This window comes from Pseudomonas sp. MF08831, assembly GCF_059862645.1.
Genome location: NZ_JCBCUX010000002.1, coordinates 327,708 through 351,126 on the forward strand (window position 1 = coordinate 327,708; position 23,419 = coordinate 351,126).

24 protein-coding genes are annotated in these 23,419 nt (G+C 61.0%); 19 read left to right on the top strand and 5 right to left on the bottom strand.

The genetic code is table 11. The features are described 5' to 3' along the window. Window positions 1–67 precede the first annotated feature (67 nt). Window positions 68–1,336, bottom strand: a complete 1,269-nt coding sequence (locus AC19YS_RS04810) for a malic enzyme-like NAD(P)-binding protein (RefSeq protein WP_071497103.1) — start codon at window positions 1,334–1,336, stop codon at window positions 68–70. A gap of 288 nt (window positions 1,337–1,624) precedes the next feature. Next, on the bottom strand, window positions 1,625–1,855 hold the full coding sequence (rpmE, locus tag AC19YS_RS04815; RefSeq protein WP_049710411.1) for a 50S ribosomal protein L31: 231 nt from the start codon (window positions 1,853–1,855) through the stop codon (window positions 1,625–1,627). 438 nt (window positions 1,856–2,293) lie between these two features. Between rpmE and AC19YS_RS04820 the strand changes: the two genes are divergently transcribed. The 10 genes from AC19YS_RS04820 (at window position 2,294) to AC19YS_RS04865 (ending at window position 15,193) form a co-directional block, all read left to right on the top strand. After that, entirely contained in the window at window positions 2,294–4,513 is a 2,220-nt protein-coding gene (locus AC19YS_RS04820; RefSeq protein WP_119738057.1) for a primosomal protein N', read from the top strand. Between the two features lie 204 nt (window positions 4,514–4,717). After that, window positions 4,718–6,454 carry an arginine--tRNA ligase gene (argS, locus tag AC19YS_RS04825; RefSeq protein WP_106577523.1) on the top strand — a complete coding sequence of 579 codons (1,737 nt, stop codon included), beginning with the start codon at window positions 4,718–4,720 and terminating at the stop codon, window positions 6,452–6,454. Between the two features lies 1 nt (window position 6,455). Then, window positions 6,456–7,157 carry an SPOR domain-containing protein gene (locus tag AC19YS_RS04830; RefSeq protein ID WP_053253947.1) on the top strand — a complete coding sequence of 234 codons (702 nt, stop codon included), beginning with the start codon at window positions 6,456–6,458 and terminating at the stop codon, window positions 7,155–7,157. A 259-nt stretch (window positions 7,158–7,416) separates the two neighbouring features. After that, window positions 7,417–7,947, top strand: a complete 531-nt coding sequence (hslV, locus tag AC19YS_RS04835) for an ATP-dependent protease subunit HslV (RefSeq protein WP_010563201.1) — start codon at window positions 7,417–7,419, stop codon at window positions 7,945–7,947. Window positions 7,948–7,984: 37 nt separating this feature from the next. Then, window positions 7,985–9,322: an ATP-dependent protease ATPase subunit HslU gene (hslU, locus tag AC19YS_RS04840; RefSeq protein WP_500601078.1), complete on the top strand. Its 1,338-nt coding sequence runs from the start codon at window positions 7,985–7,987 to the stop codon at window positions 9,320–9,322. Window positions 9,323–9,469: 147 nt separating this feature from the next. Next, window positions 9,470–9,847, top strand: a complete 378-nt coding sequence (locus tag AC19YS_RS04845) for a gamma-butyrobetaine hydroxylase family protein (protein ID WP_500601080.1) — start codon at window positions 9,470–9,472, stop codon at window positions 9,845–9,847. Window positions 9,848–10,096: 249 nt separating this feature from the next. Beyond that, the gene (phaC, locus tag AC19YS_RS04850; RefSeq protein WP_500601081.1) at window positions 10,097–11,776 is read left to right on the top strand and encodes a class II poly(R)-hydroxyalkanoic acid synthase; all 1,680 of its coding nucleotides are present in this window, start codon (window positions 10,097–10,099) and stop codon (window positions 11,774–11,776) included. Between the two features lie 152 nt (window positions 11,777–11,928). Next, on the top strand, window positions 11,929–12,774 hold the full coding sequence (gene phaZ, locus AC19YS_RS04855) for a poly(3-hydroxyalkanoate) depolymerase (protein ID WP_106577519.1): 846 nt from the start codon (window positions 11,929–11,931) through the stop codon (window positions 12,772–12,774). An 88-nt stretch (window positions 12,775–12,862) separates the two neighbouring features. Continuing rightward, window positions 12,863–14,545: a class II poly(R)-hydroxyalkanoic acid synthase gene (gene phaC, locus AC19YS_RS04860; RefSeq protein WP_500601082.1), complete on the top strand. Its 1,683-nt coding sequence runs from the start codon at window positions 12,863–12,865 to the stop codon at window positions 14,543–14,545. 27 nt (window positions 14,546–14,572) lie between these two features. Continuing rightward, window positions 14,573–15,193 (top strand): TetR/AcrR family transcriptional regulator, encoded by a 621-nt coding sequence (locus AC19YS_RS04865; RefSeq protein ID WP_169368031.1) that lies wholly within the window; start codon window positions 14,573–14,575, stop codon window positions 15,191–15,193. 173 nt (window positions 15,194–15,366) lie between these two features. Here the strand turns inward: AC19YS_RS04865 and AC19YS_RS04870 are convergent, their stop codons facing one another. The 3 genes from AC19YS_RS04870 to AC19YS_RS04880 all read right to left on the bottom strand — a co-directional run bounded on the left by AC19YS_RS04870 (window position 15,367) and on the right by AC19YS_RS04880 (window position 17,166). Next, window positions 15,367–16,350 carry a phasin family protein gene (locus AC19YS_RS04870; protein ID WP_200623978.1) on the bottom strand — a complete coding sequence of 328 codons (984 nt, stop codon included), beginning with the start codon at window positions 16,348–16,350 and terminating at the stop codon, window positions 15,367–15,369. A gap of 12 nt (window positions 16,351–16,362) precedes the next feature. Continuing rightward, window positions 16,363–16,785, bottom strand: a complete 423-nt coding sequence (locus AC19YS_RS04875) for a phasin family protein (protein WP_106577515.1) — start codon at window positions 16,783–16,785, stop codon at window positions 16,363–16,365. A 105-nt stretch (window positions 16,786–16,890) separates the two neighbouring features. Then, on the bottom strand, window positions 16,891–17,166 hold the full coding sequence (locus AC19YS_RS04880; RefSeq protein ID WP_106577514.1) for a polyhydroxyalkanoic acid system family protein: 276 nt from the start codon (window positions 17,164–17,166) through the stop codon (window positions 16,891–16,893). A 145-nt stretch (window positions 17,167–17,311) separates the two neighbouring features. On the opposite strand from AC19YS_RS04880, the gene ubiE reads away from it, so the two are divergent. Genes ubiE through AC19YS_RS04925 form a run of 9 tightly spaced genes read left to right on the top strand, consistent with a single transcriptional unit; the run spans window position 17,312 to window position 23,325 of the window. After that, complete coding sequence (ubiE, locus tag AC19YS_RS04885; protein ID WP_106577513.1) at window positions 17,312–18,082, top strand: bifunctional demethylmenaquinone methyltransferase/2-methoxy-6-polyprenyl-1,4-benzoquinol methylase UbiE; 771 nt, start codon at window positions 17,312–17,314, stop codon at window positions 18,080–18,082. Continuing rightward, entirely contained in the window at window positions 18,082–18,705 is a 624-nt protein-coding gene (locus tag AC19YS_RS04890) for a ubiquinone biosynthesis accessory factor UbiJ (RefSeq protein WP_106577512.1), read from the top strand. Before ubiE ends, AC19YS_RS04890 begins: the two co-directional genes overlap by 1 nt. Beyond that, entirely contained in the window at window positions 18,702–20,306 is a 1,605-nt protein-coding gene (gene ubiB, locus AC19YS_RS04895; RefSeq protein WP_200623977.1) for a ubiquinone biosynthesis regulatory protein kinase UbiB, read from the top strand. Before AC19YS_RS04890 ends, ubiB begins: the two co-directional genes overlap by 4 nt. Window positions 20,307–20,347: 41 nt before the next feature. Continuing rightward, window positions 20,348–20,740 (top strand): phosphoribosyl-AMP cyclohydrolase, encoded by a 393-nt coding sequence (hisI, locus tag AC19YS_RS04900; RefSeq protein WP_012721796.1) that lies wholly within the window; start codon window positions 20,348–20,350, stop codon window positions 20,738–20,740. A gap of 2 nt (window positions 20,741–20,742) precedes the next feature. Further along, window positions 20,743–21,075 carry a phosphoribosyl-ATP diphosphatase gene (locus AC19YS_RS04905; RefSeq protein WP_003209299.1) on the top strand — a complete coding sequence of 111 codons (333 nt, stop codon included), beginning with the start codon at window positions 20,743–20,745 and terminating at the stop codon, window positions 21,073–21,075. A gap of 25 nt (window positions 21,076–21,100) precedes the next feature. Next, window positions 21,101–21,391 (top strand): twin-arginine translocase TatA/TatE family subunit, encoded by a 291-nt coding sequence (locus AC19YS_RS04910; protein ID WP_106577509.1) that lies wholly within the window; start codon window positions 21,101–21,103, stop codon window positions 21,389–21,391. Between the two features lie 10 nt (window positions 21,392–21,401). Beyond that, window positions 21,402–21,833 (top strand): Sec-independent protein translocase protein TatB, encoded by a 432-nt coding sequence (tatB, locus tag AC19YS_RS04915; protein WP_200623976.1) that lies wholly within the window; start codon window positions 21,402–21,404, stop codon window positions 21,831–21,833. Continuing rightward, window positions 21,830–22,621 carry a twin-arginine translocase subunit TatC gene (gene tatC / locus AC19YS_RS04920; protein ID WP_106577507.1) on the top strand — a complete coding sequence of 264 codons (792 nt, stop codon included), beginning with the start codon at window positions 21,830–21,832 and terminating at the stop codon, window positions 22,619–22,621. The genes tatB and tatC overlap by 4 nt, the downstream gene beginning before the upstream one ends. Next, window positions 22,618–23,325: a 16S rRNA (uracil(1498)-N(3))-methyltransferase gene (locus tag AC19YS_RS04925; RefSeq protein WP_119738074.1), complete on the top strand. Its 708-nt coding sequence runs from the start codon at window positions 22,618–22,620 to the stop codon at window positions 23,323–23,325. The genes tatC and AC19YS_RS04925 overlap by 4 nt, the downstream gene beginning before the upstream one ends. Window positions 23,326–23,419: the final 94 nt, after the last annotated feature.

The following is a 23,419-nucleotide window of genomic DNA, read 5'->3' on the forward strand; positions in this document are numbered from 1 at the left end:
AATCGCAGGCAATAAAAAAGCCCCGACTCGCAAGAGCCGGGGCTTTTTGTTGGTGCGCTACAACGGCTTAGCCGTTGAACACATCATCCACGCTTTGCAGCGGGTAGTGCTTCGGATACGGCAGGGTCGCCACACCGGTCTCGATAGCGGCTTTGGCCACGGCATCGGATATCAGGGTGATCAGGCGCTTATCCATTGGTTTCGGAATGATGTACTCACGGCCGAATTCCAGCTTGATGCCACCGTAGGCGTCGCACACTTCCTGAGGCACCGGCAGCTTGGCCAGTTCACGCAGGGCGTTGGCGGCAGCGACTTTCATCTCTTCGTTGATGCGCTTGGCGCGAACGTCCAGGGCACCGCGGAAGATGAATGGGAAGCCCAGTACGTTGTTGACCTGGTTCGGGTAGTCCGAACGGCCGGTGGCCATGATCACGTCGTTACGGGTGGCGTGTGCCAGTTCCGGGGAGATCTCCGGATCAGGGTTGGAGCAGGCGAACACGATCGGGTTGGCCGCCATGGACTTGAGGCCTTCGGCGCTCAGCAGGTTCGGGCCAGACAGGCCGACGAACACGTCTGCACCGTCAAGGGCGTCAGCCAGGGTGCGCTTGTCGGTCGCGTGGGCAAACATCGCCTTGTACTGGTTCAGGTCGGTACGCTCGGACTGAACAACGCCCTTGCTGTCGACCATGAAGATGTTTTCCAGCTTGGCGCCCATGCTCACCAGCAATTTCATGCAGGAGATGGCTGCAGCGCCGGCACCCAGGCAGACGATCTGCGCGTCAGCCAGGGTTTTGCCGGCGATTTCCAGGGCGTTGATCATGCCGGCCGCGGTAACGATCGCGGTGCCGTGCTGGTCATCGTGGAATACCGGAATGTCGCACTGCTCGATCAGGGCCTTTTCGATCTCGAAGCACTCAGGTGCCTTGATGTCTTCCAGGTTGATGCCACCGAACGTGATGGAAATGCGCTTTACGGTGTCGATGAAAGCCTGCGGGCTTTCGGAGTCGACTTCGATGTCGAAAACGTCGATGCCGGCAAAGCGCTTGAACAGCACGCCCTTACCTTCCATGACTGGCTTGGAAGCCAATGGGCCGAGGTTGCCCAGGCCGAGAATCGCGGTGCCATCGGAAATCACTGCAACCAGGTTGCCTTTGCCGGTGTACTTGTACGCCAGTTCAGGGTCGCGGGCGATTTCACGTACGGGCTCGGCAACGCCAGGGCTGTAGGCCAGCGACAGGTCGCGGGCGGTGGCAGTGGCTTTGGTGAGCTCTACACTCAGCTTTCCTGGACGAGGATGGGCATGATATTCGAGAGCGGCAGTTTTCAAATCAGACATATCGGCATTCCGCTTTTACTGTTGGTCGACGGACCGCCGAGGATACGCGTGTCGCAAAGTCCCTACAAGACTGGGCAGTCACAGGTGTCAAGGGCCCTGCGCTACGACTTTTGGCCAAGAGCCACGGGATACAAGGGCTCAACTGTTCACAATCGCATTAAAAAATGTCTACAATTCTTTTTATTAAAATCGATTTGAATCACGCGCAGCCAAATTGCAGGCACAAAAAAGGCGTCCCAAAGGACGCCTTCTTCAACAGCTGACAAAAACCCGGAGGGCTTTTGAGCCTTACTCTGCTGGAGTAGCAGGCTTCTTGCCGAAAGCACCAAAGCGATCTGCGAAGCGCTGTACACGGCCGCCGGTGTCCAGAGTTTTCTGCTTACCGGTGTAGAACGGGTGGCACTCGTTGCATACGTCAGTACCCAGTGGCTTGCACAGGTTCGAACGTGTTTCGAACTTGTTGCCGCAGCTGCAGGTTACTTCGATGGTTTCGTACGCTGGATGGATATCGGCTTTCATGGTGACTTCCTCGGGCTAGCGTGCCGCCACTCGACACTATTGTCGAATACCGCACGTAATTAGGCCGCGGATTCTACCAGACCTTTTTAAACGCGCAAGCTGCGCTTCCGGCCGATTTCCCACATATGAGCCCCTTTCATCAGAAAAACTGCCGGTTCACCACGATCAATGTGGGAGCCGGGCGTGTTGTGGCGAGCAGGCTTGCCCTGCGCTGGGCTGCAAAGCAGCCTCAATAGGCCAATGGTGTTTTTGCAGTCAAAACTCGCTGTAGGCATCGGGGCCGCTGCGCGCCCCAACGCAGGGCAAGCCTGCTCGCCACGATAGGCCCGGTTCCCACAGAAGTGCTGGCTGCTGCAGCAGAGACGGGACACCTCTACCGCAGGTCTGCTAGGCTCCCGCCCCTGCGCCACCGCCTGCCTTTATATGAGACTCCCCCGCGTGCCCGACGCCATTTTGCGCCTAGCCCTGCCCTCGCCTCTGCGCCGTCTGTTCGACTACCGAGCCCCCGCCGGCGTGCTGCGGGCGCAGTTGCAGCCAGGCATGCGCGTGCGCGTGCCGTTCGGGCGCCGAGAAATGATCGGCATTCTGGTCGAAGTCGCCGACCACAGCGAAGTACCCGCAGAAAAGCTCAAGCCCGCCATAGCCATCCTCGACACCACTGCGCCGCTGCCACCGGCCCTGTTCAAGCTGTGCCTGTGGACCGCTCAGTATTATCAGCACAGCCTGGGCGATACGTTGAGCTGGGCGCTGCCGGTGCTGCTGCGTCAGGGCGAGCTGGCCGAAGCACGCCAGGAGCGCTTCTGGTCGATGGTGCCCGGCGCGCGCCTCGATGACCCGCGCATCGCCCGCGCGCCGCGCCAGCGTGAAGCCCTGGCCACGCTGGCGCAGCATCCCCACGGCGTAGCGCATCAGCTATTGAGCAAGCTGATGCTGAGCAAGGACAGCCTCGACCTGCTGCTGGCCAAGGGCTTGGTGCAGGTGGAAATCCGCAAGCACGCTCCCGACCCACGCCACGAACACTGGCTGGCCCAGCCCGAACTGCCGCTGAACACCGAGCAACGTGCTGCTTATGAAGCGATCCGCGCAGGCTTCGACAGTTTCCACGCGTTCCTGCTGGCGGGCGTGACGGGCAGCGGCAAGACCGAAGTCTATCTGCAGCTCATCCGCGAAACCCTGCAGGCCGGCAAGCAGGCGCTGGTGCTGATCCCCGAGATCAACCTGGGCCCGCAAACCCTGGCGCGTTTCGAGCAGCGCTTCAACGCGCGCATCGCCCTGGTGCACTCGGCGGTCAACGACCGCGAACGCCTGGAGTCCTGGTTGGCCGCGCGGGACGGCGAAGCCGACATTATTATCGGCACCCGCTCGGCGCTGTTCACGCCGATGAAAAACCCCGGGCTGATCATCATCGACGAGGAGCACGACGGCTCCTATAAACAGCAGGAAGGCCTGCGCTACCACGCCCGCGATCTGGCGCTGGTGCGCGCACGCCAGGAAGACATCCCGATTGTGCTGGGCTCGGCCACGCCGTCCCTGGAAAGCCTGCACAACGCCTACACCGGCCGGTACGGACTCCTTCGTTTGAATGAGCGTGCAGGCGGCGCCAAGCAACCGCGCTTCCTACGCCTGGATGTAAAAAGCCGTCCACTGGACAGCGGCATTTCCGGACCGATGCAGCAAGCCATCGGCCAGACTCTCGCCGCCGGCCAGCAAGTGCTGGTGTTTCTCAACCGCCGAGGGTTTGCGCCGACGTTGCTGTGCCATGACTGCGGCTGGATGTCCGAGTGCGAGCGCTGCGATGCGCGCATGACCGTGCACCAGCGCCACGGCGAGCTGCGCTGCCATCACTGCGGCCATGTGGAGCGGGTGCCGCGCCACTGCCCGCAGTGCGGCAAAGTGGATTTGCGCCCAGTGGGTGCGGGCACCGAGCGCGCCGAAGAGCGCCTGGGCATTCTGTTCCCGGACTACCCGGTGCTGCGGGTCGACCGCGACAGCACTTCTCGTAAAGACGCGATGAACCAGCTGTTCGCGACCATCCAGAAAGGCCAGCCGTGCATCCTGATCGGCACGCAGATGCTTGCCAAAGGGCACCACTTTCCACGGGTGACGCTGGTGTCGATCCTGGATGCCGACGGCGGCCTGTTCTCCGGTGATTTTCGCGCCAGCGAGCGCATGGCGCAGCTGATCGTGCAGGTCGCAGGCCGCGCCGGGCGCGCTGAAGAGCCGGGCAAAGTGATTATCCAGACCCACCTGGCCGACCATCCGCTGCTGATCCAGCTAACAGAACAAGGCTATTTCGCCTTCGCCGAGCAGGCGCTGAGTGAACGCCGCTCTGCCGGCTTGCCGCCCTTCTCTCACCTTGCCCTGCTGCGGGCCGAGGCCCATAAACCGGGGCAGGCGGAAGGTTTTCTGGATGAGGCATGCAGCGCCGCCGAACGTTTGCTCGGCGAACTGGGTCTGACCGGCATCGAATTGCTCGGCCCGGTGCCTGCACCTATGGAACGCCGCGCCGGGCGTTATCGCGCTCAGCTACTCTTGCAGGCAACCTCCCGCGCGCCCCTGCATCGGCTATTAAGTAGCTGGTTGCTTGCTCTGGAGCAAATGCCCAGTGGCCGCCAGGTGCGATGGTCGTTGGATGTGGACCCGGTAGATTTGTATTGATAGCAAAACCGCTATCGCAGGCAAGCCAGCGCCCACATTTTGAAATGTGAATACCCTTAAATGTGGGAGCGGGCTTGCCCGCGACGAGGCCCGCAGGTCTACCAACCCGTCTGAACGGTTGGCAAGCCTGCCCTCGCCACGGATAATGCCCAGTTTTTCCACCTGCGCATCGCGCGCCGCCGCTTGCGGTCGAAAGAGAACACCATGAAAGACACCATTCGCCAGCTGATCCAACAAGCCCTCACCCAACTCGTCAACGAAGGTGTGTTGCCTGAAGGCCTGACGCCGGCGATCCAGGTGGAAAACACCCGCGACAAGACCCACGGTGACTTCGCCAGCAACATCGCGATGATGCTGTCCAAGCCTGCGGGCATGAAACCGCGCGACCTGGCGGAAAAAATCATTGCCGCGCTGCCGGCTGACGACAGCGTCACCAAGGCCGAAATTGCCGGCCCTGGCTTCATCAACTTCTTCCAGAACACCCAGGCCCTGGCCTCGCGCCTGGACGCCGCCCTGGCCGACGCCAGGATCGGCGTGCGCAAGGCCGGCCCGCTGCAGCGCGTGGCCATCGACCTGTCGGCACCCAACCTGGCCAAAGAGATGCACGTCGGCCACTTGCGTTCGACCATCATCGGCGACGGCGTGGCGCGGGTGCTGGAGTTCCTCGGCGACACCGTGATCCGTCAGAACCACGTGGGCGACTGGGGCACCCAGTTCGGCATGCTGATGGCCTACCTGCAGGAAAACCCGATCACCAGCAACGAGCTGGCCGACCTGGAAAACTTCTACCGCGCCGCCAAAAAGCGTTTTGACGAATCCGAAGAATTCGCCGACCGCGCCCGTGGCCTGGTGGTCAAGCTGCAAGCCGGTGACGAGGAATGCCTGGCGTTGTGGGGCCGCTTCCGCGAGATCTCGCTGTCGCACTGCCAGGAAATCTACGAGTTGCTCAACGTGAAGTTGACCATGGCCGACGTGATGGGCGAAAGCGCCTACAACGACGACCTGATCAACGTGGTCAACGACCTCAAGGCCAAAGGCCTGCTGGTCGAGAGCAACGGCGCGCAGTGCGTGTTCCTCGAAGAATTCAAGACCGCCGACGGCGAGCCGCTGCCGGTGATCATCGTCAAGGCCGATGGCGGCTACCTCTACGCCACCACTGACCTGGCGGCCGTGCGCTACCGCAGCGGCGTGCTCAAAGCCGACCGCGCGCTGTATTTCGTCGACCAACGCCAGGCCCTGCACTTCCAGCAAGTGTTTGAAGTGGCGCGTCGCGCGGGTTTCGTCACGCACCCGATGCACATGGAACACATGGGCTTCGGCACCATGAACGGCGCCGATGGCCGCCCGTTCAAGACCCGCGACGGCGGCACCGTGAAGCTGATCGACCTGCTGAACGAAGCCCAGGAACGTGCCTACAACCTGGTGAAGGAAAAGAACCCGGAACTGGCCGAAGCCGAGCTGCGCAACATCGCCCGCGTGGTGGGCATTGGCGCGGTGAAATACGCCGACCTGTCCAAGCACCGCACCAGCGACTACAGCTTCAACTTCGAACTGATGCTCAACTTCGAAGGCAACACCGCGCCGTACCTGCTGTACGCCTACACTCGCGTCGCCGGTGTGTTCCGCAAACTGGGCAAGGACTTCAGCGAAGTTGAAGGCCAGATCGTGCTGGATGCCCCGCATGAACAGGAATTGGCGGCCAAACTGGCGCAATTCGGCGAAGTGCTGAACAGCGTCGGTGAGAAAGGCACGCCCCATATCCTGTGCACCTATTTGTACGAAGTCGCCGGCCTGTTCTCCAGCTTCTACGAGAACTGCCCGATCCTCACCGCCGACGACGAAGCCCAAAAGCAAAGTCGCCTGCGCCTCGCCGCACTGGCTGGACGGACCCTCAAGCAAGGCCTGGAACTGTTAGGCCTGGAAACCCTGGAGCGTATGTAAGTTGGCTGCCAAGAAAAAACCTGCACCCAAGCGCGGCGCCAGCCGCTATCAAGCCCCGGCAAAGAAGCCTATTCCGGGCTGGTTGTGGATGGCCATCGGCCTGGCGGTCGGTGCGTTCGTCGTGATCCTGATGAAGCTGGAGCCGGGCAAGGGCGATGACGTCAAGCGCGTCAAGCAAGAGCAGCAGAAGGCCACGAAAATGGCCGAAGCCAACAAGACGGCGCCAAGCCCGACTGCACCGGTGAAGCCGAAATACGACTTCTACACGCTGCTGCCGGAATCGGAAGTGATCGTGCCGCCCGATGCCGTGCCGGAGAAAACCCTGCCGACGCCGCAAGTGCCGACCACGCCGGTGACGCCAGCCGAAGCGGCGAAAATCGACACCGCGCGGGCGCAAGCTGCGCTGGCCGGGATCACCCCGCCGCCACCGCCGCCCGTGGCCACCACCAAGGCTGCGCCGGTGACCAAGTTCTTCCTGCAAGCGGGCTCGTTCCCGAAACAGGCGGACGCGGATCGCGTGCGTGCGCAGATCATCCTGCTGGGCCAGGCGGTGACGGTGGAGTCCGGCACGGTGAAGGATGCGACGTGGTATCGCGTGCTGGTGGGGCCATTCAGCAACCGTGAACAGCTGACCGTGGCGCAGAAGCAACTGGCCGGCGCAGGGTTTAGCAACCTGTTGTTACAACAACGCCAGAGCCGCTGATTCTTTAGTCAACGCGGATCAAAATGTGGGAGGGGGCTTGCCCCCGATAGCGGTAGATCAGTCACTATTTTTGGCGACTGATGCGCCGCCATCGGGGGCAAGCCCCCTCCCACATTTGGTTTTGAGGTGTGCTTGAGAAGGTGTAAGGCTTATAAACACCGCCCGTCCGCCATAACCCTCTACGGTTGAAATCCCTCCCGCCACCCCCATATGAGATTCCATCAGGGCATTTTCGCCCCGCTGCGTGGAGACTCTCCCCTTGACCACCATCGTTTCAGTACGTCGCCACGGCAAAGTCGTCATGGGCGGCGACGGCCAGGTTTCCCTTGGCAACACCGTGATGAAAGGCAACGCCAAAAAGGTGCGTCGTCTATACCACGGGCAGGTTCTCGCGGGCTTTGCCGGCGCTACCGCCGACGCCTTCACCCTCTTCGAGCGTTTCGAGGGCCAGCTGGAAAAACACCAGGGCCACCTCGTTCGCGCCGCGGTCGAACTCGCCAAAGAATGGCGTACCGATCGCTCCCTCAGCCGCCTGGAAGCCATGTTGGCCGTCGCCAACAAAGACGCGTCCTTGATCATCACCGGTAACGGCGATGTGGTTGAGCCTGAACATGGCCTGATCGCCATGGGTTCCGGCGGTGGTTATGCCCAAGCGGCGGCCAGCGCCTTGCTGAAGAAAACCGATCTGTCGGCCCGTGAAATCGTCGAGACTGCCTTGGGCATTGCCGGCGACATCTGCGTGTTCACCAACCACAACTTCACCATTGAGGAGCAGGACCTCGCCGAGTAAGCCGCAGGCTTATTCCCGCTTGAGGCCGCCAAACACTATGTCCATGACTCCCCGCGAAATCGTCCATGAACTTAATCGCCATATCATCGGCCAGGACGATGCCAAGCGCGCCGTTGCCATTGCGCTGCGTAACCGCTGGCGCCGGATGCAATTGCCGGAAGAATTGCGCGTTGAAGTAACGCCGAAGAACATCCTGATGATCGGCCCGACCGGCGTCGGTAAAACCGAAATCGCCCGGCGCCTGGCCAAATTGGCCAACGCCCCGTTCATCAAAGTCGAAGCCACCAAGTTCACCGAAGTGGGCTATGTGGGCCGCGACGTAGAGTCGATCATTCGTAACCTGGCCGACGCCGCACTGAAGTTGCTGCGCGAACAGGAAATGACCAAGGTCAGCCACCGCGCCGAAGACGCCGCCGAAGAACGCATCCTCGACGCCCTGCTGCCACCGGCGCGCATGGGCTTTAACGAAGATGCCGCGCCGTCGTCCGATTCCAATACCCGTCAGCTGTTCCGCAAGCGCCTGCGTGAAGGCCAGCTGGACGACAAGGAAATCGAGATCGAAGTCGCCGAAGTGTCTGGCGTGGATATTTCCGCACCGCCTGGCATGGAAGAAATGACCAGCCAGCTGCAGAACCTGTTCGCCAACATGGGCAAGGGCAAGAAGAAAAGCCGCAAGCTCAAGGTGAAGGAGGCGCTGAAACTGGTGCGCGACGAGGAAGCCGGGCGCCTGGTGAATGAGGAAGAACTCAAGGCCAAGGCGCTGGAAGCGGTCGAGCAGCACGGCATCGTGTTTATCGACGAGATCGACAAGGTGGCCAAGCGCGGTAACTCCGGTGGCGTCGACGTGTCCCGCGAGGGCGTACAGCGTGACCTGCTGCCACTGATCGAAGGCTGCACCGTGAACACCAAGCTGGGCATGGTCAAGACCGACCACATCCTGTTTATCGCCTCCGGTGCGTTCCACCTGAGCAAGCCAAGCGATCTGGTGCCGGAGCTGCAAGGCCGTCTGCCGATTCGTGTGGAACTCAAGGCGCTGACCCCAGGCGACTTCGAACGCATCCTCAGCGAGCCGCATGCGTCGCTTACCGAGCAGTACCGTGAGCTGCTGAAAACCGAAGGCTTGGCGATCGAGTTCCTGCCGGACGGTATCAAGCGCCTGGCGGAGATTGCCTGGCAGGTCAACGAGAAGACCGAAAACATTGGTGCGCGTCGCCTGCACACCTTGCTTGAGCGCCTGCTGGAGGAAGTGTCTTTCAGCGCCGGTGACATGGCCGGTGCGCAAAACGGCGAAGCGATCAAGATCGACGCCGACTACGTCAACAGCCACCTGGGCGAATTGGCGCAGAACGAAGACCTGTCTCGTTATATCCTGTAAGCCTCACTCAGGACCGCTTTGCTTTACTGTGGGAGCGGGCTTGCTCGCGAATGCGGTGTCTCAGTATCAGATCTGCTGACTGACACACCGCATTCGCGAGCAAGCCCGCTCCCACATTTTGAAGCCGGTTCCTTCAGGATGATCGCCATGACCAAATTCCCTACTGCTGTAAACCTGCACAAAACCTCCAACACCCTCGGCCTCACCTACGGGCCCGATGAGGCCTACCAGCTCAGCGCCGAGCTGCTGCGCACCCACTCGCCTTCCGCCGAGGTCCAGGGCCACGGCAAACCCATCCTGCAATTCGGCAAGATCAACGTCAGGCTGATCAAGATAGAACCGGCCGGTCAGTACGCACTGAAATTGACCTTCGACGACGGTCATGACAGCGGCCTGTTCACCTGGGATTACCTCTACCAGTTGGCCGTGCGCCAGGAAGCCCTGTGGGCCGACTATCTCGCTGAGCTCAAAGCAGCCGGTAAAACCCGCGACCCGAGGGAGTCGGTCGTGCGGCTGATGCTCTAACTCAGGCGTCTTGCTCTTTAGAGGGCATTTTCTAATTTCATCTGCTTGAATGCCCTGTCGCGTGGTCAACGATTGGCCCGCTTGCGAAAAAAATTAAACTCGGGTAACCAATGGAACTGGCAAGTTCCCTGCATTTGACGATGCGGTATCAACGGTCACCCGAGTCGCAGTACCAGGCTGGTGTCGTGTATCGAAATTGGGTGCGCAGCAATCGCCGGTACTCGTCTTTCGGACAATGGAGCGTCGTAGATGAGTAACAAGAATAACGATGACTTGAAACGCCAGGCCTCTGAAAACACCCTGGGGCTGAACCCGATCATCGCGTTACGAAAAAAGGACTTATTAGCTTCGGCGAAGATGGTGCTGACCCAAGCCATCAAGCAACCGTTACACAGCGTCAAACACGTCGCGCATTTTGGTGTCGAGTTGAAGAACGTGATGTTCGGCAAATCCGCGCTGGTGCCCGAAGGCGATGACCGTCGCTTCAACGACCCGGCGTGGAGCCAGAACCCGCTCTACAAACGTTACCTGCAAACCTACCTGGCGTGGCGCAAGGAACTGCACGACTGGATCGGCGACAGCAACCTGTCGGAACAAGACATCAGCCGCGGCCACTTCGTGATCAACCTGATGACCGAAGCCATGGCCCCCACCAACAGCGCGGCCAACCCGGCGGCGGTCAAACGCTTCTTTGAAACCGGCGGCAAAAGCCTGCTCGATGGCTTGTCCCATCTGGCCAAGGACATGGTGCACAACGGCGGCATGCCCAGCCAGGTCAACATGGGTGCCTTCGAAGTGGGCAAGACCCTGGGCACCACCGAAGGCGCCGTGGTCTTTCGCAACGACGTGCTGGAGCTGATCCAGTACAAGCCGATCACCGAACAGGTGCACGAGCGCCCACTGCTGGTGGTGCCGCCGCAGATCAACAAATTCTATGTATTCGACCTGAGCCCGGAAAAGAGCCTGGCGCGCTTCTGCCTGCGTAATGGCCAGCAGACGTTTATCGTCAGCTGGCGCAACCCGACCAAGGCCCAACGCGAGTGGGGCCTGTCGACCTATATCGAGGCGCTCAAGGAAGCGGTCGATGTGGTCACGGCGATTACCGGCAGCAAAGACATCAACATGCTCGGCGCCTGCTCCGGCGGTATCACCTGCACCGCGCTGCTGGGCCACTACGCGGCGCTGGGGGAGAAGAAGGTCAACGCCCTGACCTTGCTGGTGAGCGTGCTGGACACCACGCTGGACACCCAGGTAGCGCTGTTCGTCGACGAGCAGACCCTGGAGGCAGCCAAGCGCCACTCCTACCAGGCCGGTGTGCTGGAAGGCCGCGACATGGCCAAGGTGTTTGCCTGGATGCGCCCCAACGACCTGATCTGGAACTACTGGGTCAATAACTACCTGCTGGGCAACGAGCCGCCGGTGTTCGACATCCTCTTCTGGAACAACGACACCACGCGTTTACCGGCCGCCTTTCACGGTGACCTGATCGAGCTGTTCAAGAACAACCCGCTGGTGCGTGCCAACGCCCTGGAAGTGTGCGGCACGCCGATCGACCTCAAGCAGGTTACCGCCGACATCTACTCACTGGCCGGCACCAACGACCACATCACGCCGTGGCAGTCCTGCTACAAGTCGGCGCAGCTGTTTGGCGGCAAGGTCGAGTTTGTGTTGTCCAGCAGTGGGCATATCCAGAGCATCCTCAACCCGCCGGGCAACCCCAAGGCGCGCTACCAGACCAGCGATGGCCTGGCGGGCAAGGCGCTGGAATGGCAGGAAAATGCGACCAAGCACACTGACTCGTGGTGGCTGCATTGGCAGATGTGGCAGGCAGAGCGGGCGGGTAAGTTGAAGAAAGCACCTACGAGTCTGGGTAACAAAACCTATGCGGCCGCTGAGGCGGCGCCGGGCACATACGTTCACGAAAGGTAGGCTGGAATGGGATCAAATGTGGGAGCTGGCTTGCCTGCGATGGCATCCACTCGGTAGGCCTGATACACCGCAGCGCCTGCATCGCAGGCAAGCCAGCTCCCACATTGACCGTGTTCCCGCAGGGAAATAGCGCCATTTTGCAGGGTAAGCCCATGCCGCAACCGTTCATCTTCCGTACCATCGACCTGGATGGCCAGGCCATCCGCACGGCGGTACGCCCGGGCAAGCCTCACTTGACGCCGCTGCTGATTTTCAACGGCATCGGCGCCAACCTTGAGCTGGTGTTTCCGTTCGTCCAGGCGCTGGACCCGGACCTGGAAGTAATCGCCTTCGATGTACCGGGCGTCGGTGGCTCCTCGACGCCGAGTCGGCCCTATCGCTTTCCTGGCCTGGCCAAACTCACCGCGCGCATGCTCGATTACCTCGACTATGGCCAAGTGAATGCCGTGGGCGTGTCATGGGGTGGCGCGCTCGCGCAGCAGTTCGCCTACGACTACCCGGAGCGCTGCAAAAAACTCATTCTCGCCGCCACCGCTGCCGGTGCGTTCATGGTGCCGGGCAAGCCCAAGGTGCTGTGGCTGATGGCAAGCCCACGGCGCTACATCCAACCGTCCCACGTGGTGCGCATTGCGCCGATGATTTATGGCGGCTCGTTCCGGCGCGACGCGAAACTGGCCGCCGAGCACGCGAGCAAAGTGCGCTCGGCCGGCAAGCTCGGCTATTACTGGCAGCTGTTCGCCGGGCTGGGTTGGACCAGCATTCACTGGCTGCACAAGATCCGCCAACCCACGCTGGTGCTGGCGGGTGACGACGACCCGCTGATTCCGCTGATCAATATGCGCATGCTCGCCTGGCGTATTCCCAACGCGCAGTTGCACATCATCGATGACGGTCACCTGTTCCTGATCACTCGGGCCGAAGCCGTGGCGCCGATCATCATGAAGTTTCTTGAAGAGGAGCGCCTGCGGGCCGTGATTCACCCGCGACCGGCCGTGTAAGGACCGCACTGCCGCGCAACTTGCCGAGAACCGACTATGGTTCTGAATTGGCGTGCCTGTTGTTGCCTTGACGAAGGAGTGTTGGCTCATGCGAGAAAGACCCGTGACGAACCCGGCGCCCACCCCTGCCGTGTTCATCAACGCGCAAAATGCAATCACCGGCCTGCGCGGTCGGGATTTGCTGGCGACCCTGCGCAGCGTCGCCGCCCACGGCTTGCGCAACCCGGTGCACACCGCGCGCCACGCCCTGGCGCTGGGTGGTCAGCTGGGCCGCGTGCTGTTGGGCGAAACCGTGCATGAGCCCAACCCCAACGACGCGCGCTTCATCGACCCGACCTGGAAGCTCAACCCGCTGTACCGCCGCAGCCTGCAAGCCTATTTGAGCTGGCAGAAACAGACCCGCCACTGGATCGACGACAGCAGTCTCAACACTGACGATCGCGCCCGCGCGCACTTTGCGTTCTCGCTGCTCAACGATGCGGTGTCGCCTTCCAACACCTTGCTCAACCCGCTGGCCGTCAAGGAATTGCTCAACTCCGGCGGCAACAGCGTGGTGCGTGGCGTGAGCAACCTGTTTGATGATCTGCTGCACAACAACGGCCTGCCCCGCCAGGTCAGCAAACACGCTTTCGAAGTCGGCAAGACAGTGGCGACCACCCCCGGCTCAGTGGTGTTTCGCAACGAACTGCTGGAGCTGATCCAGTACAAGCCCATGAGCGAAAAACAGTACGCCAAGCCGCTGCTGATCGTGCCGCCGCAAATCAACAAGTACTACATTTTTGACCTCAGCCCGGCCAACAGCTTTGTGCAGTACGCACTGAAAAACGGCCTGCAGACGTTTATGGTCAGCTGGCGCAACCCGGATGTGCGTCATCGTGAATGGGGCCTGTCCACCTACGTCGCCGCGCTGGAGGAAGCGCTGAACGTGTGCCGCGCGATCACCGGTGCCCGCGAAGTCAACCTGATGGGCGCCTGCGCGGGTGGCCTGACCATCGCCGCACTGCAAGGCCATCTACAAGCCAAGCGCCAGTTGCGACGCATCTCCAGCGCCAGCTACCTGGTGAGCCTGCTGGACAGCCAGATCGACAGCCCCGCCACCCTGTTTGCCGATGAGCAGACCCTGGAAGCCGCCAAGCGCCGTTCCTACCAGCAAGGCGTGCTCGACGGCCGGGACATGGCCAAGGTGTTTGCCTGGATGCGTCCCAACGACCTGATCTGGAACTACTGGATCAACAATTACCTGCTGGGCAAGGAACCGCCGGCGTTCGATATCCTTTACTGGAACAACGACAACACGCGCCTGCCTGCCGCGCTGCATGGCGACTTGCTGGACTTCTTCAAGCACAACCCGTTGAGCCATCCCGGTGGCCTGGAAGTGTGCGGCACGCCTATCGACTTGCAGAAGGTCACGGTGGACAGCTTCAGCGTGGCTGGCATCAACGACCACATCACGCCGTGGGATGCGGTGTATCGCTCCACGCAATTGCTGGGCGGTGAGGGGCGCTTCGTGCTGTCCAACAGCGGGCATGTGCAGAGCATCCTCAACCCGCCGGGGAACCCCAAGGCCAATTACGTCGAAAACCTCAAGCTGAGCAGTGACCCGCGTGCCTGGTACTACGACGCCCACCACGTCGAAGGCAGCTGGTGGCCACAGTGGCTGGAGTGGATTCAACAACGCTCCGGCGTGCAGCGCGAAACCCTGACCGCCCTGGGCAACCAGAATTACCCACCGATGGAAGCGGCGCCGGGCACTTACGTGCGTGTGCGCTGAGCTCAACGATCACATTAAGAAGACTGGATGAAGACCCGCGACCGTATCCTTGAATGTGCCTTGCAGTTGTTCAACCACAAGGGCGAACCGAACGTGTCGACCATGGAGGTAGCCAATGAAATGGGGATCAGCCCCGGCAACCTCTACTACCACTTCCATGGCAAGGAGCCGTTGGTGCTTGGGCTGTTCGAGCGCTTTCAGAATGAACTGGCGCCGCTGCTTGACCCGCCGGCGGATGCGCAACTCAGCGCCGAGGATTACTGGCTGTTCCTGCACCTGATCGTCGAGCGCATGGCCCATTACCGGTTCCTGTTTCAGGACCTGTCAAACCTGGCGGGGCGCCTGCCAAAGCTGGCCAAGGGCATTCGCACCTTGCTCACGGCGCTCAAACGCACGCTGGCGTCGCTGCTTGCGCGTTTGAAGGCGGCGGGGCAGTTGGTCAGTGATACTCAGGCACTGGGCCAATTGGTGGAGCAGATCACCCTGACGCTGCTATTTTCGCTGGACTACCAGCGCATCCTCGACCGAGAAGGCGAAGTGCGCGTGGTGGTGTACCAGATCATGATGCTGGTGGCGCCGCATCTGTTGCTGCCGGCGCGACAGGCGACCGAAAAATTTGCCCTCAAGTACCTGGATGACACGGATTAAAACCTGTGGGAGCAGGCTTGCCCACGATAGCGCCAGATCAGTTGGCACCTATGTCATCGATTCACCGCCATCGCGGGCAAGCCCGTTCCCACAGCGGACATGAGGGGGTCATAAGATCGCCAATAAAAAACGCCCGACCTTCACAGGCCGGGCGTTTTTTTGCCCTGAAAAAATCAGGACTGACTGGATGGCGTCGGGGTTGCCGGCGATGCAGTCGGGGCAGTAGCAGCGTGCGTCGGTGCGGACACCGAGTTGGCTGTCGAAGCGGTAGGCGCCGGCGTTGCAGGCTTGGCCGCAACCGCTGGTTTTGCCGCTGCGGGTTTTTTCGCTGCAGCAGGCTTCTTGGCGGCGGCTGGTTTTGCCGCTGGCTTGGCAGCCACAGCTTTGGCAGCCGGTTTTGCCGCGGCTGGTTTGGCCGCAGATTTCGCCGCAGGCTTGGCAGCGGGTTTTGCAGCAGCCGTTTTAGCCGCAGGTTTCGCGGCCGCCTTGGCAGCCGGTTTAGCCGCTGGCTTGGCAGCTGCTTTAGCGGCCACGGGTTTAGCAGCAGACTTGGCGGCAGGTTTGGCAGCGGCTGTTTTAGCGGCAGGCTTGGCAGCCGGTTTAGCCGCCGATTTGGCCGGAGCCTTCGCCGCAGGTTTGGCAGCGGTTTTTGCCGCCGCTTTAACCAGAGGCTTGGCTGCAGTTTTCGCAGCAGGTTTTGCCGCAGCCGTTTTAGCGGCAGGCTTGGCAGCTGGTTTGGCCGCTGCGGTTTTAGCCGGAGCCACTTTTGCGCCCGTGAGTTTTTCGATTTGACGGGTTAGGGTATCGACCTTGCCGTGCAGCGTCTTCAGCTCAGCTTTGCTCGGCACGCCCAGTCGCGAAATGGCACTGTTAAGGCGCTTGTCGAAAGTTTCTTCCAACTTGCCCCACGTGTCAGAAATGCTCGACTTGGCAGAACCCGCACTCGCCTTTGCCGCTTCTACTTTCTTACCGACTGTAGTCTTGGTCAACTTCTCGGCCTTTTCGCCGTCCTTGACCAAAGTCTCGAAGTACTTACCGCCGTCACTGCTAACCTTCGAGTACACGCCTAAACCAGCAAGCCAGATCTTACGGGAATATTTTTCAACTTCCCCGATCCACGAGCTGCCTTCTTTCTGAGTAGTCTTTTTAACAGCCATCCCGATGTCTCCTTAGTGTTTACGCGCGACACGTTCTAGCAATGCCGTCAGCTCTTCGAGCTTAGCAGAGAGTGTCTCAACGTCATGTTTAGACGCAATGCCGATCCGATTCAAGGCACTGGCAACACGCGTGTCAAAAGCTTTTTCAACTTTATCCAGTTGAACTTCAACCACACCTTTGACGCTTGAGACATTACTCTTGACTTGATCAATCTGACTGTTGGCAGCATCAAGTTGTTCAACGACAACTTTTTTACCTTTACTTTCAACATGTTGACCAGTCTTAACCAGCTCTTTGAAGTACTCGCTGCCTTCACTGCCGACCTTGGCGTAGGCACCAAGACCTGCCAGCCAGATCTTGCGGGCGTAGCTTTTAACGTCACTCAGGGCGGTGGTCTGAATGTCGATTTTTTTCTTCAAAATAACTTTGGCCATGGTGCACCTCACGCAAATTAGGGTCGAGGAACGGCCCACAGGAGTTGAGGGCTTGGGCACAAAGTAGGGTGAAAAATTAGAATCGGCACCCTAAGCGCACTCGAATCAGGCCAACGCCTTATCCACGGCTTTCTCGATTTCGGATTTGATAGTGCCACTCATGGCCGACATCAACAGGCCCAGTTCCACATCAATGCGCAGCGAATCATCCGCCACAAGTACCGTGCCTTTAACCCCGGACCGTTTGAGCATCAGGGTGTCGCCGGACCACGTGGGCTCGAGGCCATATTGCTCTTTGAGTTTGTGCGCCAACTTCTCGGCCTTCGCCCGCGCGCCTTCTTTACCCAGGGAATGTGCACGCTCTACGGTAATACGGGCCATTGCAATGACTCCTCTTTATAACGACTCAGAACACCTGCCATGCGGCAAAAGGTCTCGGTGACCGTCTATCTTACCTTCAGCCTTGCCAAGACAAAGCAAGCCATGGGGATTATCATGTCCCGCATTCTCTTTTGGTGACAGCGATATGACTGATCAGCGCAAAGGCAGCGATGCCGAACCCACCACTCACTTCGGCTTCAAGAACGTTCCGGAAAGCCAGAAAGCGGAAAAAGTCGCTGAGGTGTTCCACTCCGTAGCCGCCAAGTACGACCTGATGAACGACGTGCTGTCGGGCGGCATGCACCGCCTGTGGAAGCGCTTCACTATCGAGTTGTCGGGTGTACGCACCGGCAACCGCGTGCTGGACATCGCCGGCGGTACGGGCGACCTGGCGGCCAAGTTCTCCAAGCTGGTTGGCCCTACCGGCCAAGTAGTGCTGGCGGATATCAACGGTTCGATGCTCAAGGTTGGCCGTGATCGCCTGCTGGATAAAGGCGTGGCCGGCAACATCGAATTCGTCCAGGCCGACGCTGAAAAGCTGCCGTTCCCGGATAACCATTTCGACTGCGTGACCATCGCCTTCGGCCTGCGCAACGTAACGCACAAAGAAGACGCTATCCGCTCGATGCTGCGTGTGCTCAAGCCAGGTGGCCGCCTGCTGGTGCTGGAGTTCTCCAAGCCGACCAACGCGTTGATGTCCAAGGTCTACGACACCTACTCGTTCGCCTTCATGCCGTTGATGGGCAAGCTGATCACCAATGACGCCGAGAGCTACCGTTACCTGGCCGAATCGATCCGCATGCACCCCGACCAGGAGACCTTGAAGTCGATGATGGTAGACGCCGGTTTCGACCGCGTGACCTACCACAACATGACCTCGGGCATCGTCGCCCTGCACCGCGGCATCAAACCCTGATGCTGTTCGCAGGCCTTCTCGCCAGCGTTGAACACGGCCTCAATCGTGTTCTGCGCCTGGACAGCACCGCCCTGGCGCGGCTCGCGCACTTGAACGGCAAAGTCATTGCCGTCGACTGCACGAGCCCCGCCTTGCAGCTGTTTATCCTGCCCAGCGATGAAGGCGTGCTGCTCGCCAGCCAATGGGCCGCCGAAGCCGATTGCACCCTGCGCGCACCGGCGTCGAGCCTCTTGCACCTGGCACTGAGCCGCAACAAGACCGCCATCCTCCACGGCCCCGACGTGGAACTGGAGGGCGACAGCGCGGTGCTGATGGACCTGGCCGCCGTGCTGCAAGACCTGGAACTGGACTGGGAATACGAGCTGTCCCGCTGGATCGGCCCCGTCGCCACCCAGTTGATCAGCGGGCACCTGCGCAGCCGCTCGCGCTGGTACCAGCAAGGGTTCGCCGCCCTCAACCAGAACCTTGCCGAATACCTGAGCGAAGAATCGCGCACCCTGGTCGGGGAACGGGAAGCGCAAGCGCGCTTTCGCGAACTCGACAAGGCCAAAATCGACCTGGAACGCCTCGAGGCGCGCGTTGAGCGCCTGAGCCGTTCCCTTGATCCAAGCGATAACGCATGAAGCTGCTCGCCGTCCGCCGTCTGTTTCGTATCCAGCGCGTCGTAATCCGCTACCGCCTCGATGACCTGCTGTTCGCCCTGCCCTTGCCGTGGTTTCTGCTGGCGGTGCGCTATGCACTGCCGTGGCGCTGGTTCCCGCGCAAACCGCTGGACCTGAGCCGCGGCGCGCGCCTGCGCCTGGCGTTGCAGGATTTGGGGCCGATTTTTATCAAGTTCGGGCAGATCCTCTCCACCCGCCGCGACCTGTTGCCCGAAGACATCGCCGATGAGTTGATGCTGCTGCAGGACCGCGTGCCGCCGTTTGATTCCCAACAGTCGATGAGGCTGATCGAAGAGCAGTTGGGCAAGAAGATCAGCGACGTATTCAGCCGTTTCGACGTCGACCCGCTGGCCTCGGCCTCGGTCGCACAAGTGCACGCCGCGCAGCTCAAGACTGGCGAAGAGGTGGTGGTGAAGGTGATTCGCCCCGGCCTCAAGCCGATCATCGGCCAGGACCTGGCGTGGCTGTTCATTCTTGCGCGCGCCGCCGAGCGCTTCTCCGCCGACGCGCGCCTGCTGCACCCGGTGGACGTGGTCGCCGATTACGAAAAAACCATCTACGACGAACTCGACCTGCTGCGCGAGGCCGCCAACGCCAGCCAGCTCAAGCGCAACTTCGAAGGCTCGCAGCTGCTGTACGTACCGCAAGTGTATTGGGACTGGTGCCGCCCCAAAGTGCTGGTGATGGAGCGCATCTACGGCGTGCAGGTCACCGACCTCGCCACCCTGGCCGACCAGCGCACCGACATGAAAATGCTCGCCGAGCGCGGCGTGGAGATCTTCTTCACCCAGGTATTCCGCGACAGTTTCTTCCACGCCGACATGCACCCGGGCAACATCTTCGTCAGCACCGTCAACCCGTGGAGCCCGCAGTACATTGCGATCGACTGCGGCATCGTCGGCAGCCTGACCCCGGAAGACCAGGACTACCTGGCGCGCAACCTGTTCGCCTTCTTCAAGCGTGACTACCGCCGCGTGGCGCAACTGCACATCGATTCGGGCTGGGTGCCGGCAGAAACCAAGCTCAACGAATTCGAAGCGGCCATCCGCACCGTGTGCGAACCGATCTTTGAAAAACCGTTAAAAGATATTTCATTCGGCCAGGTACTGATGCGCCTGTTCCAGACCGCGCGGCGCTTCAATATGGAAGTGCAGCCGCAGCTTGTTCTTTTGCAGAAAACCCTGCTCAACATCGAAGGCCTGGGCCGTCAGCTGTACCCGGACCTCGACCTGTGGAACACCGCGCAGCCGTTCCTGGAGCGCTGGATGCGTGAGCGGGTCAGCCCAAAAACCTTGCTGGGCAACCTGCAAAGCCAGGTCGAGCAGCTGCCGCACCTGGCCAACATGACGCGCGACCTGCTGGAGCGCATGTCCCAGCCCCATGCCAAAGACCCCGCGCCGCCCTGGCAGAAGCGCAAGGACGATTGGTTCCTGCGCCTGCTGGGCGCCGCGCACCTGGTGGGCGGCGTGATGCTGGCCATCGGTGGGCCGTTGAACCAACTGGGCCACTGGCCGGCCGGCATCATGGTCGCCGTGGGTGTTTATCTGATCGTGCGCCGATAGCCGATCCGGTTATACACTGTCGCAAATTGCCGGAGCGGAACATGAAAGACTGGCTGGACGAGATCAAATGGGACAGTGACGGCCTGGTGCCGGCCATTGCCCAGGACTACAAGACCGGGCGCGTGCTGATGATGGCCTGGATGAACCGTGAGGCCCTGAGCCTGACTGCCACTGAGCAGCGCGCCATTTACTGGTCACGTTCGCGTGGCAAACTGTGGCGCAAGGGCGAAGAGTCCGGGCACGTGCAAACCCTGCACGAGATGCGCATCGATTGCGACGCCGACGTGGTGATCCTCAAAGTCGAGCAGATCGGCGACATCGCTTGCCACACCGGCCGTCACAGCTGCTTCTATCGCGTGTTCGAGAATGGCGAATGGAAGGTGGTCGAACCGGTGCTCAAAGACCCGCACGCCATTTACTCGGCAGGACACTAGACATGAGCGATACCCTCAACCGCGTGGCCCAGGTGCTGGAAGACCGCAAAGGCGCGGACGCCGACAGCTCCTATGTCGCCAGCCTGTACCACAAGGGTTTGAACAAGATTCTGGAAAAACTCGGCGAGGAATCCGTCGAAACCATCATTGCTGCCAAAGACGCACAGATCAGCGGCGACTGCAGCGATGTCATCTACGAAACCGCTGACCTATGGTTCCACAGCCTGGTCATGCTCGCCCAACTGGGGCAGCATCCACAGGCCGTGCTGGACGAACTGGACCGTCGCTTCGGCTTGTCCGGGCACGCCGAAAAGGCCTCGCGCCCGTCCGCCTGAATAACTTTTACAGAGGAATTGCAGCATGGGCATTTTTGACTGGAAACACTGGATCGTCATTCTGGTGGTGGTGGTACTGGTGTTCGGCACCAAGAAACTCAAAAACCTGGGCACCGACGTGGGCGAATCGATCAAGGGCTTTCGCAAAGCCATGAACGATGACGAAAAGCCAGCCGACCCCGTGGTCAACCCTGTCGTTAACCCAGCGCCGCCGGTCCAGCCTGTGCACCCGCAGGCCACCCAGCCCATCACCGAGCGTCGTACCTTCGACGTGCAGGCTGAAAAAGTCCAAGAGCCGACCCGCAAAGACTCGTGAGCACTGACTAATGTTTGGTATCAGCTTCTCTGAACTGCTCCTCGTCGGCCTCGTCGCCCTGCTGGTATTGGGGCCGGAACGCCTGCCCGGTGCCGCGCGCACGGCCGGCCTATGGATCGGGCGCCTGAAACGCAGTTTCAACGCCATCAAACAGGAAGTTGAACGGGAAATCGGCGCCGACGAGATTCGCCGCCAACTGCACAACGAACATATCCTTTCGCTGGAGCAGGAAGCGCGCAAGATTCTGTCGCCGGTCAATGAGCCGAGCAAACCGGCAGAGCCCGTGGCCGAGCACAGCATCGCGCCGCCGCCTGTGACCGAAGCTGCACCGGTGCTGGAACACACCCCGGCACCCACCGCACCTGCCCCGACAGCGCCAGCGCCGACGCCCGTTGCGTCGCCCGCTCCCCATGACCCTACATTGCCGCCGCGAGCCCCATGAGCGCTGATAAACCGGAAAACGACCAGCACATGCCGCTGGTCTCGCACCTCACCGAGCTGCGTACCCGCCTGCTGCGTTGCGTAGCGGCCATCTTCATCATCTTTGCCGGGCTGTTCGCCTTCACCCAGCAGATCTACACCTTCGTTTCGACACCGCTGCGCCAGTACCTGCCGGCCGGCGCAACGATGATCGCCACCGACGTGTCGTCACCGTTCCTGACGCCGTTGAAGCTGACCATGATGGTTTCGCTGTTCCTGGCGATTCCGGTGATCCTGCATCAGATCTGGGGCTTTATCGCGCCGGGCCTGTACAAGCATGAGAAGCGCATCGCGGTGCCATTGCTGGTGTCGAGCATCCTGCTGTTCTACACCGGCATGGCCTTCGCCTATTTCCTGGTGTTCCCGCTGATCTTCAAGTTCTTCGCCGCCGCCACCCCGGCCGGCGTGGAGATGATGACCGACATCACCAGTTACCTCGACTTCGTAATGACGCTGTTTTTCGCCTTTGGCGTCGCCTTCGAAATCCCGGTCGCCGTGGTGCTGCTGGTATGGATCGGCGTGGTGGACGTCAAGTACCTGAAGAAAGTGCGCCCGTACGTGATCATCGGTTGCTTTGTGGTGGGCATGATCCTGACGCCACCGGACATCTTCTCGCAGACCCTGTTGGCTGTGCCGATGTGGATGCTGTTCGAGATCGGCATCCTGTTTGGCAGTTTGATCAGCAAGCGTGGCGAGCACCCGGACGACCAACCCGCCGACGACGATCAGCCGCCAGCGACCCAGCCGTGAACCTGCTGCTGCTTGAGGAGGCCGACTTTATCGCGGCCGACCGGGTGATCCTGCGTGATCGCCGCCTGGTGCATATGCAGGACGTCCACCGCGCTGCGGTGGGCGACAACCTGCGTGTGGGGCGCATTGGCGGGCTGATGGGCAATGCCCAACTGCTGCGCCTGGAACCCGGCGAAGCCGAGTTGCAAGTCAGCTTCGACCTGCAGCCGCCGGCCAAACTGCCGTTGACCCTGCTGCTGGCCCTGCCGCGCCCGAAGATGCTGCGCCGGGTGTTGCAAACCGTTGCAGCCATGGGCGTGCCCAAAGTGGTGCTACTCAACAGCTACCGCGTGGAGAAGAGCTTCTGGCAAACCCCGTTCCTTGAGCCCGAGGCGATTCGCGAGCAGCTGGTTCTGGGTCTGGAGCAGGCGCGCGATACAGTGCTGCCCGAGATCGTTATCGAAAAGCGCTTCAAGCCGTTCGTCGAAGATCGCCTGCCGGCCATGACCGCAGGCACCCTCGGCCTGATCGGCCATCCCGGCGACTACCCGGCCTGCCCGCGGGCGCTGGATGAACCGGTAACGCTGGCCATCGGCCCGGAAGGTGGCTGGATACCCTACGAAGTGGACCTGCTGACCAAAGCCGGCCTGCAACCCGTGCAGCTTGGTGCGCGAATCCTGCGCGTAGAAACCGCCGTCACCGCCCTGCTCGCCCGCCTGTTCTAAACCTCACCGCCCGCCAACAACACTGCCATCGGTAGCAGCGCGCCTGTTGTGGCGAGCGGGCTTGCCCCGCGTTGGGGCGCGAAGCGATCCCAAA

Bases quoted from the DNA above. Each gene is read 5' to 3' on its own strand.
- AC19YS_RS04905 (WP_003209299.1), top strand. From the start codon at position 20,743: ATGAGCGATACCCTCAACCGCGTGGCCCAGGTGCTGGAAGACCGCAAA.
- argS (WP_106577523.1), top strand. From the start codon at position 4,718: ATGAAAGACACCATTCGCCAGCTGATCCAACAAGCCCTCACCCAACTC.
- phaC (WP_500601081.1), top strand. From the start codon at position 10,097: ATGAGTAACAAGAATAACGATGACTTGAAACGCCAGGCCTCTGAAAAC.
- rpmE (WP_049710411.1), bottom strand. From the start codon at position 1,855: ATGAAAGCCGATATCCATCCAGCGTACGAAACCATCGAAGTAACCTGC.
- hslU (WP_500601078.1), top strand. From the start codon at position 7,985: ATGTCCATGACTCCCCGCGAAATCGTCCATGAACTTAATCGCCATATC.
- AC19YS_RS04845 (WP_500601080.1), top strand. From the start codon at position 9,470: ATGACCAAATTCCCTACTGCTGTAAACCTGCACAAAACCTCCAACACC.
- AC19YS_RS04875 (WP_106577515.1), bottom strand. From the start codon at position 16,785: ATGGCCAAAGTTATTTTGAAGAAAAAAATCGACATTCAGACCACCGCC.
- AC19YS_RS04865 (WP_169368031.1), top strand. From the start codon at position 14,573: ATGAAGACCCGCGACCGTATCCTTGAATGTGCCTTGCAGTTGTTCAAC.
- AC19YS_RS04890 (WP_106577512.1), top strand. From the start codon at position 18,082: ATGCTGTTCGCAGGCCTTCTCGCCAGCGTTGAACACGGCCTCAATCGT.
- AC19YS_RS04870 (WP_200623978.1), bottom strand. From the start codon at position 16,350: ATGGCTGTTAAAAAGACTACTCAGAAAGAAGGCAGCTCGTGGATCGGG.
- ubiE (WP_106577513.1), top strand. From the start codon at position 17,312: ATGACTGATCAGCGCAAAGGCAGCGATGCCGAACCCACCACTCACTTC.
- AC19YS_RS04910 (WP_106577509.1), top strand. From the start codon at position 21,101: ATGGGCATTTTTGACTGGAAACACTGGATCGTCATTCTGGTGGTGGTG.
- AC19YS_RS04810 (WP_071497103.1), bottom strand. From the start codon at position 1,336: ATGTCTGATTTGAAAACTGCCGCTCTCGAATATCATGCCCATCCTCGT.
- tatB (WP_200623976.1), top strand. From the start codon at position 21,402: ATGTTTGGTATCAGCTTCTCTGAACTGCTCCTCGTCGGCCTCGTCGCC.
- ubiB (WP_200623977.1), top strand. From the start codon at position 18,702: ATGAAGCTGCTCGCCGTCCGCCGTCTGTTTCGTATCCAGCGCGTCGTA.
- phaZ (WP_106577519.1), top strand. From the start codon at position 11,929: ATGCCGCAACCGTTCATCTTCCGTACCATCGACCTGGATGGCCAGGCC.
- hisI (WP_012721796.1), top strand. From the start codon at position 20,348: ATGAAAGACTGGCTGGACGAGATCAAATGGGACAGTGACGGCCTGGTG.
- AC19YS_RS04880 (WP_106577514.1), bottom strand. From the start codon at position 17,166: ATGGCCCGTATTACCGTAGAGCGTGCACATTCCCTGGGTAAAGAAGGC.
- tatC (WP_106577507.1), top strand. From the start codon at position 21,830: ATGAGCGCTGATAAACCGGAAAACGACCAGCACATGCCGCTGGTCTCG.
- phaC (WP_500601082.1), top strand. From the start codon at position 12,863: ATGCGAGAAAGACCCGTGACGAACCCGGCGCCCACCCCTGCCGTGTTC.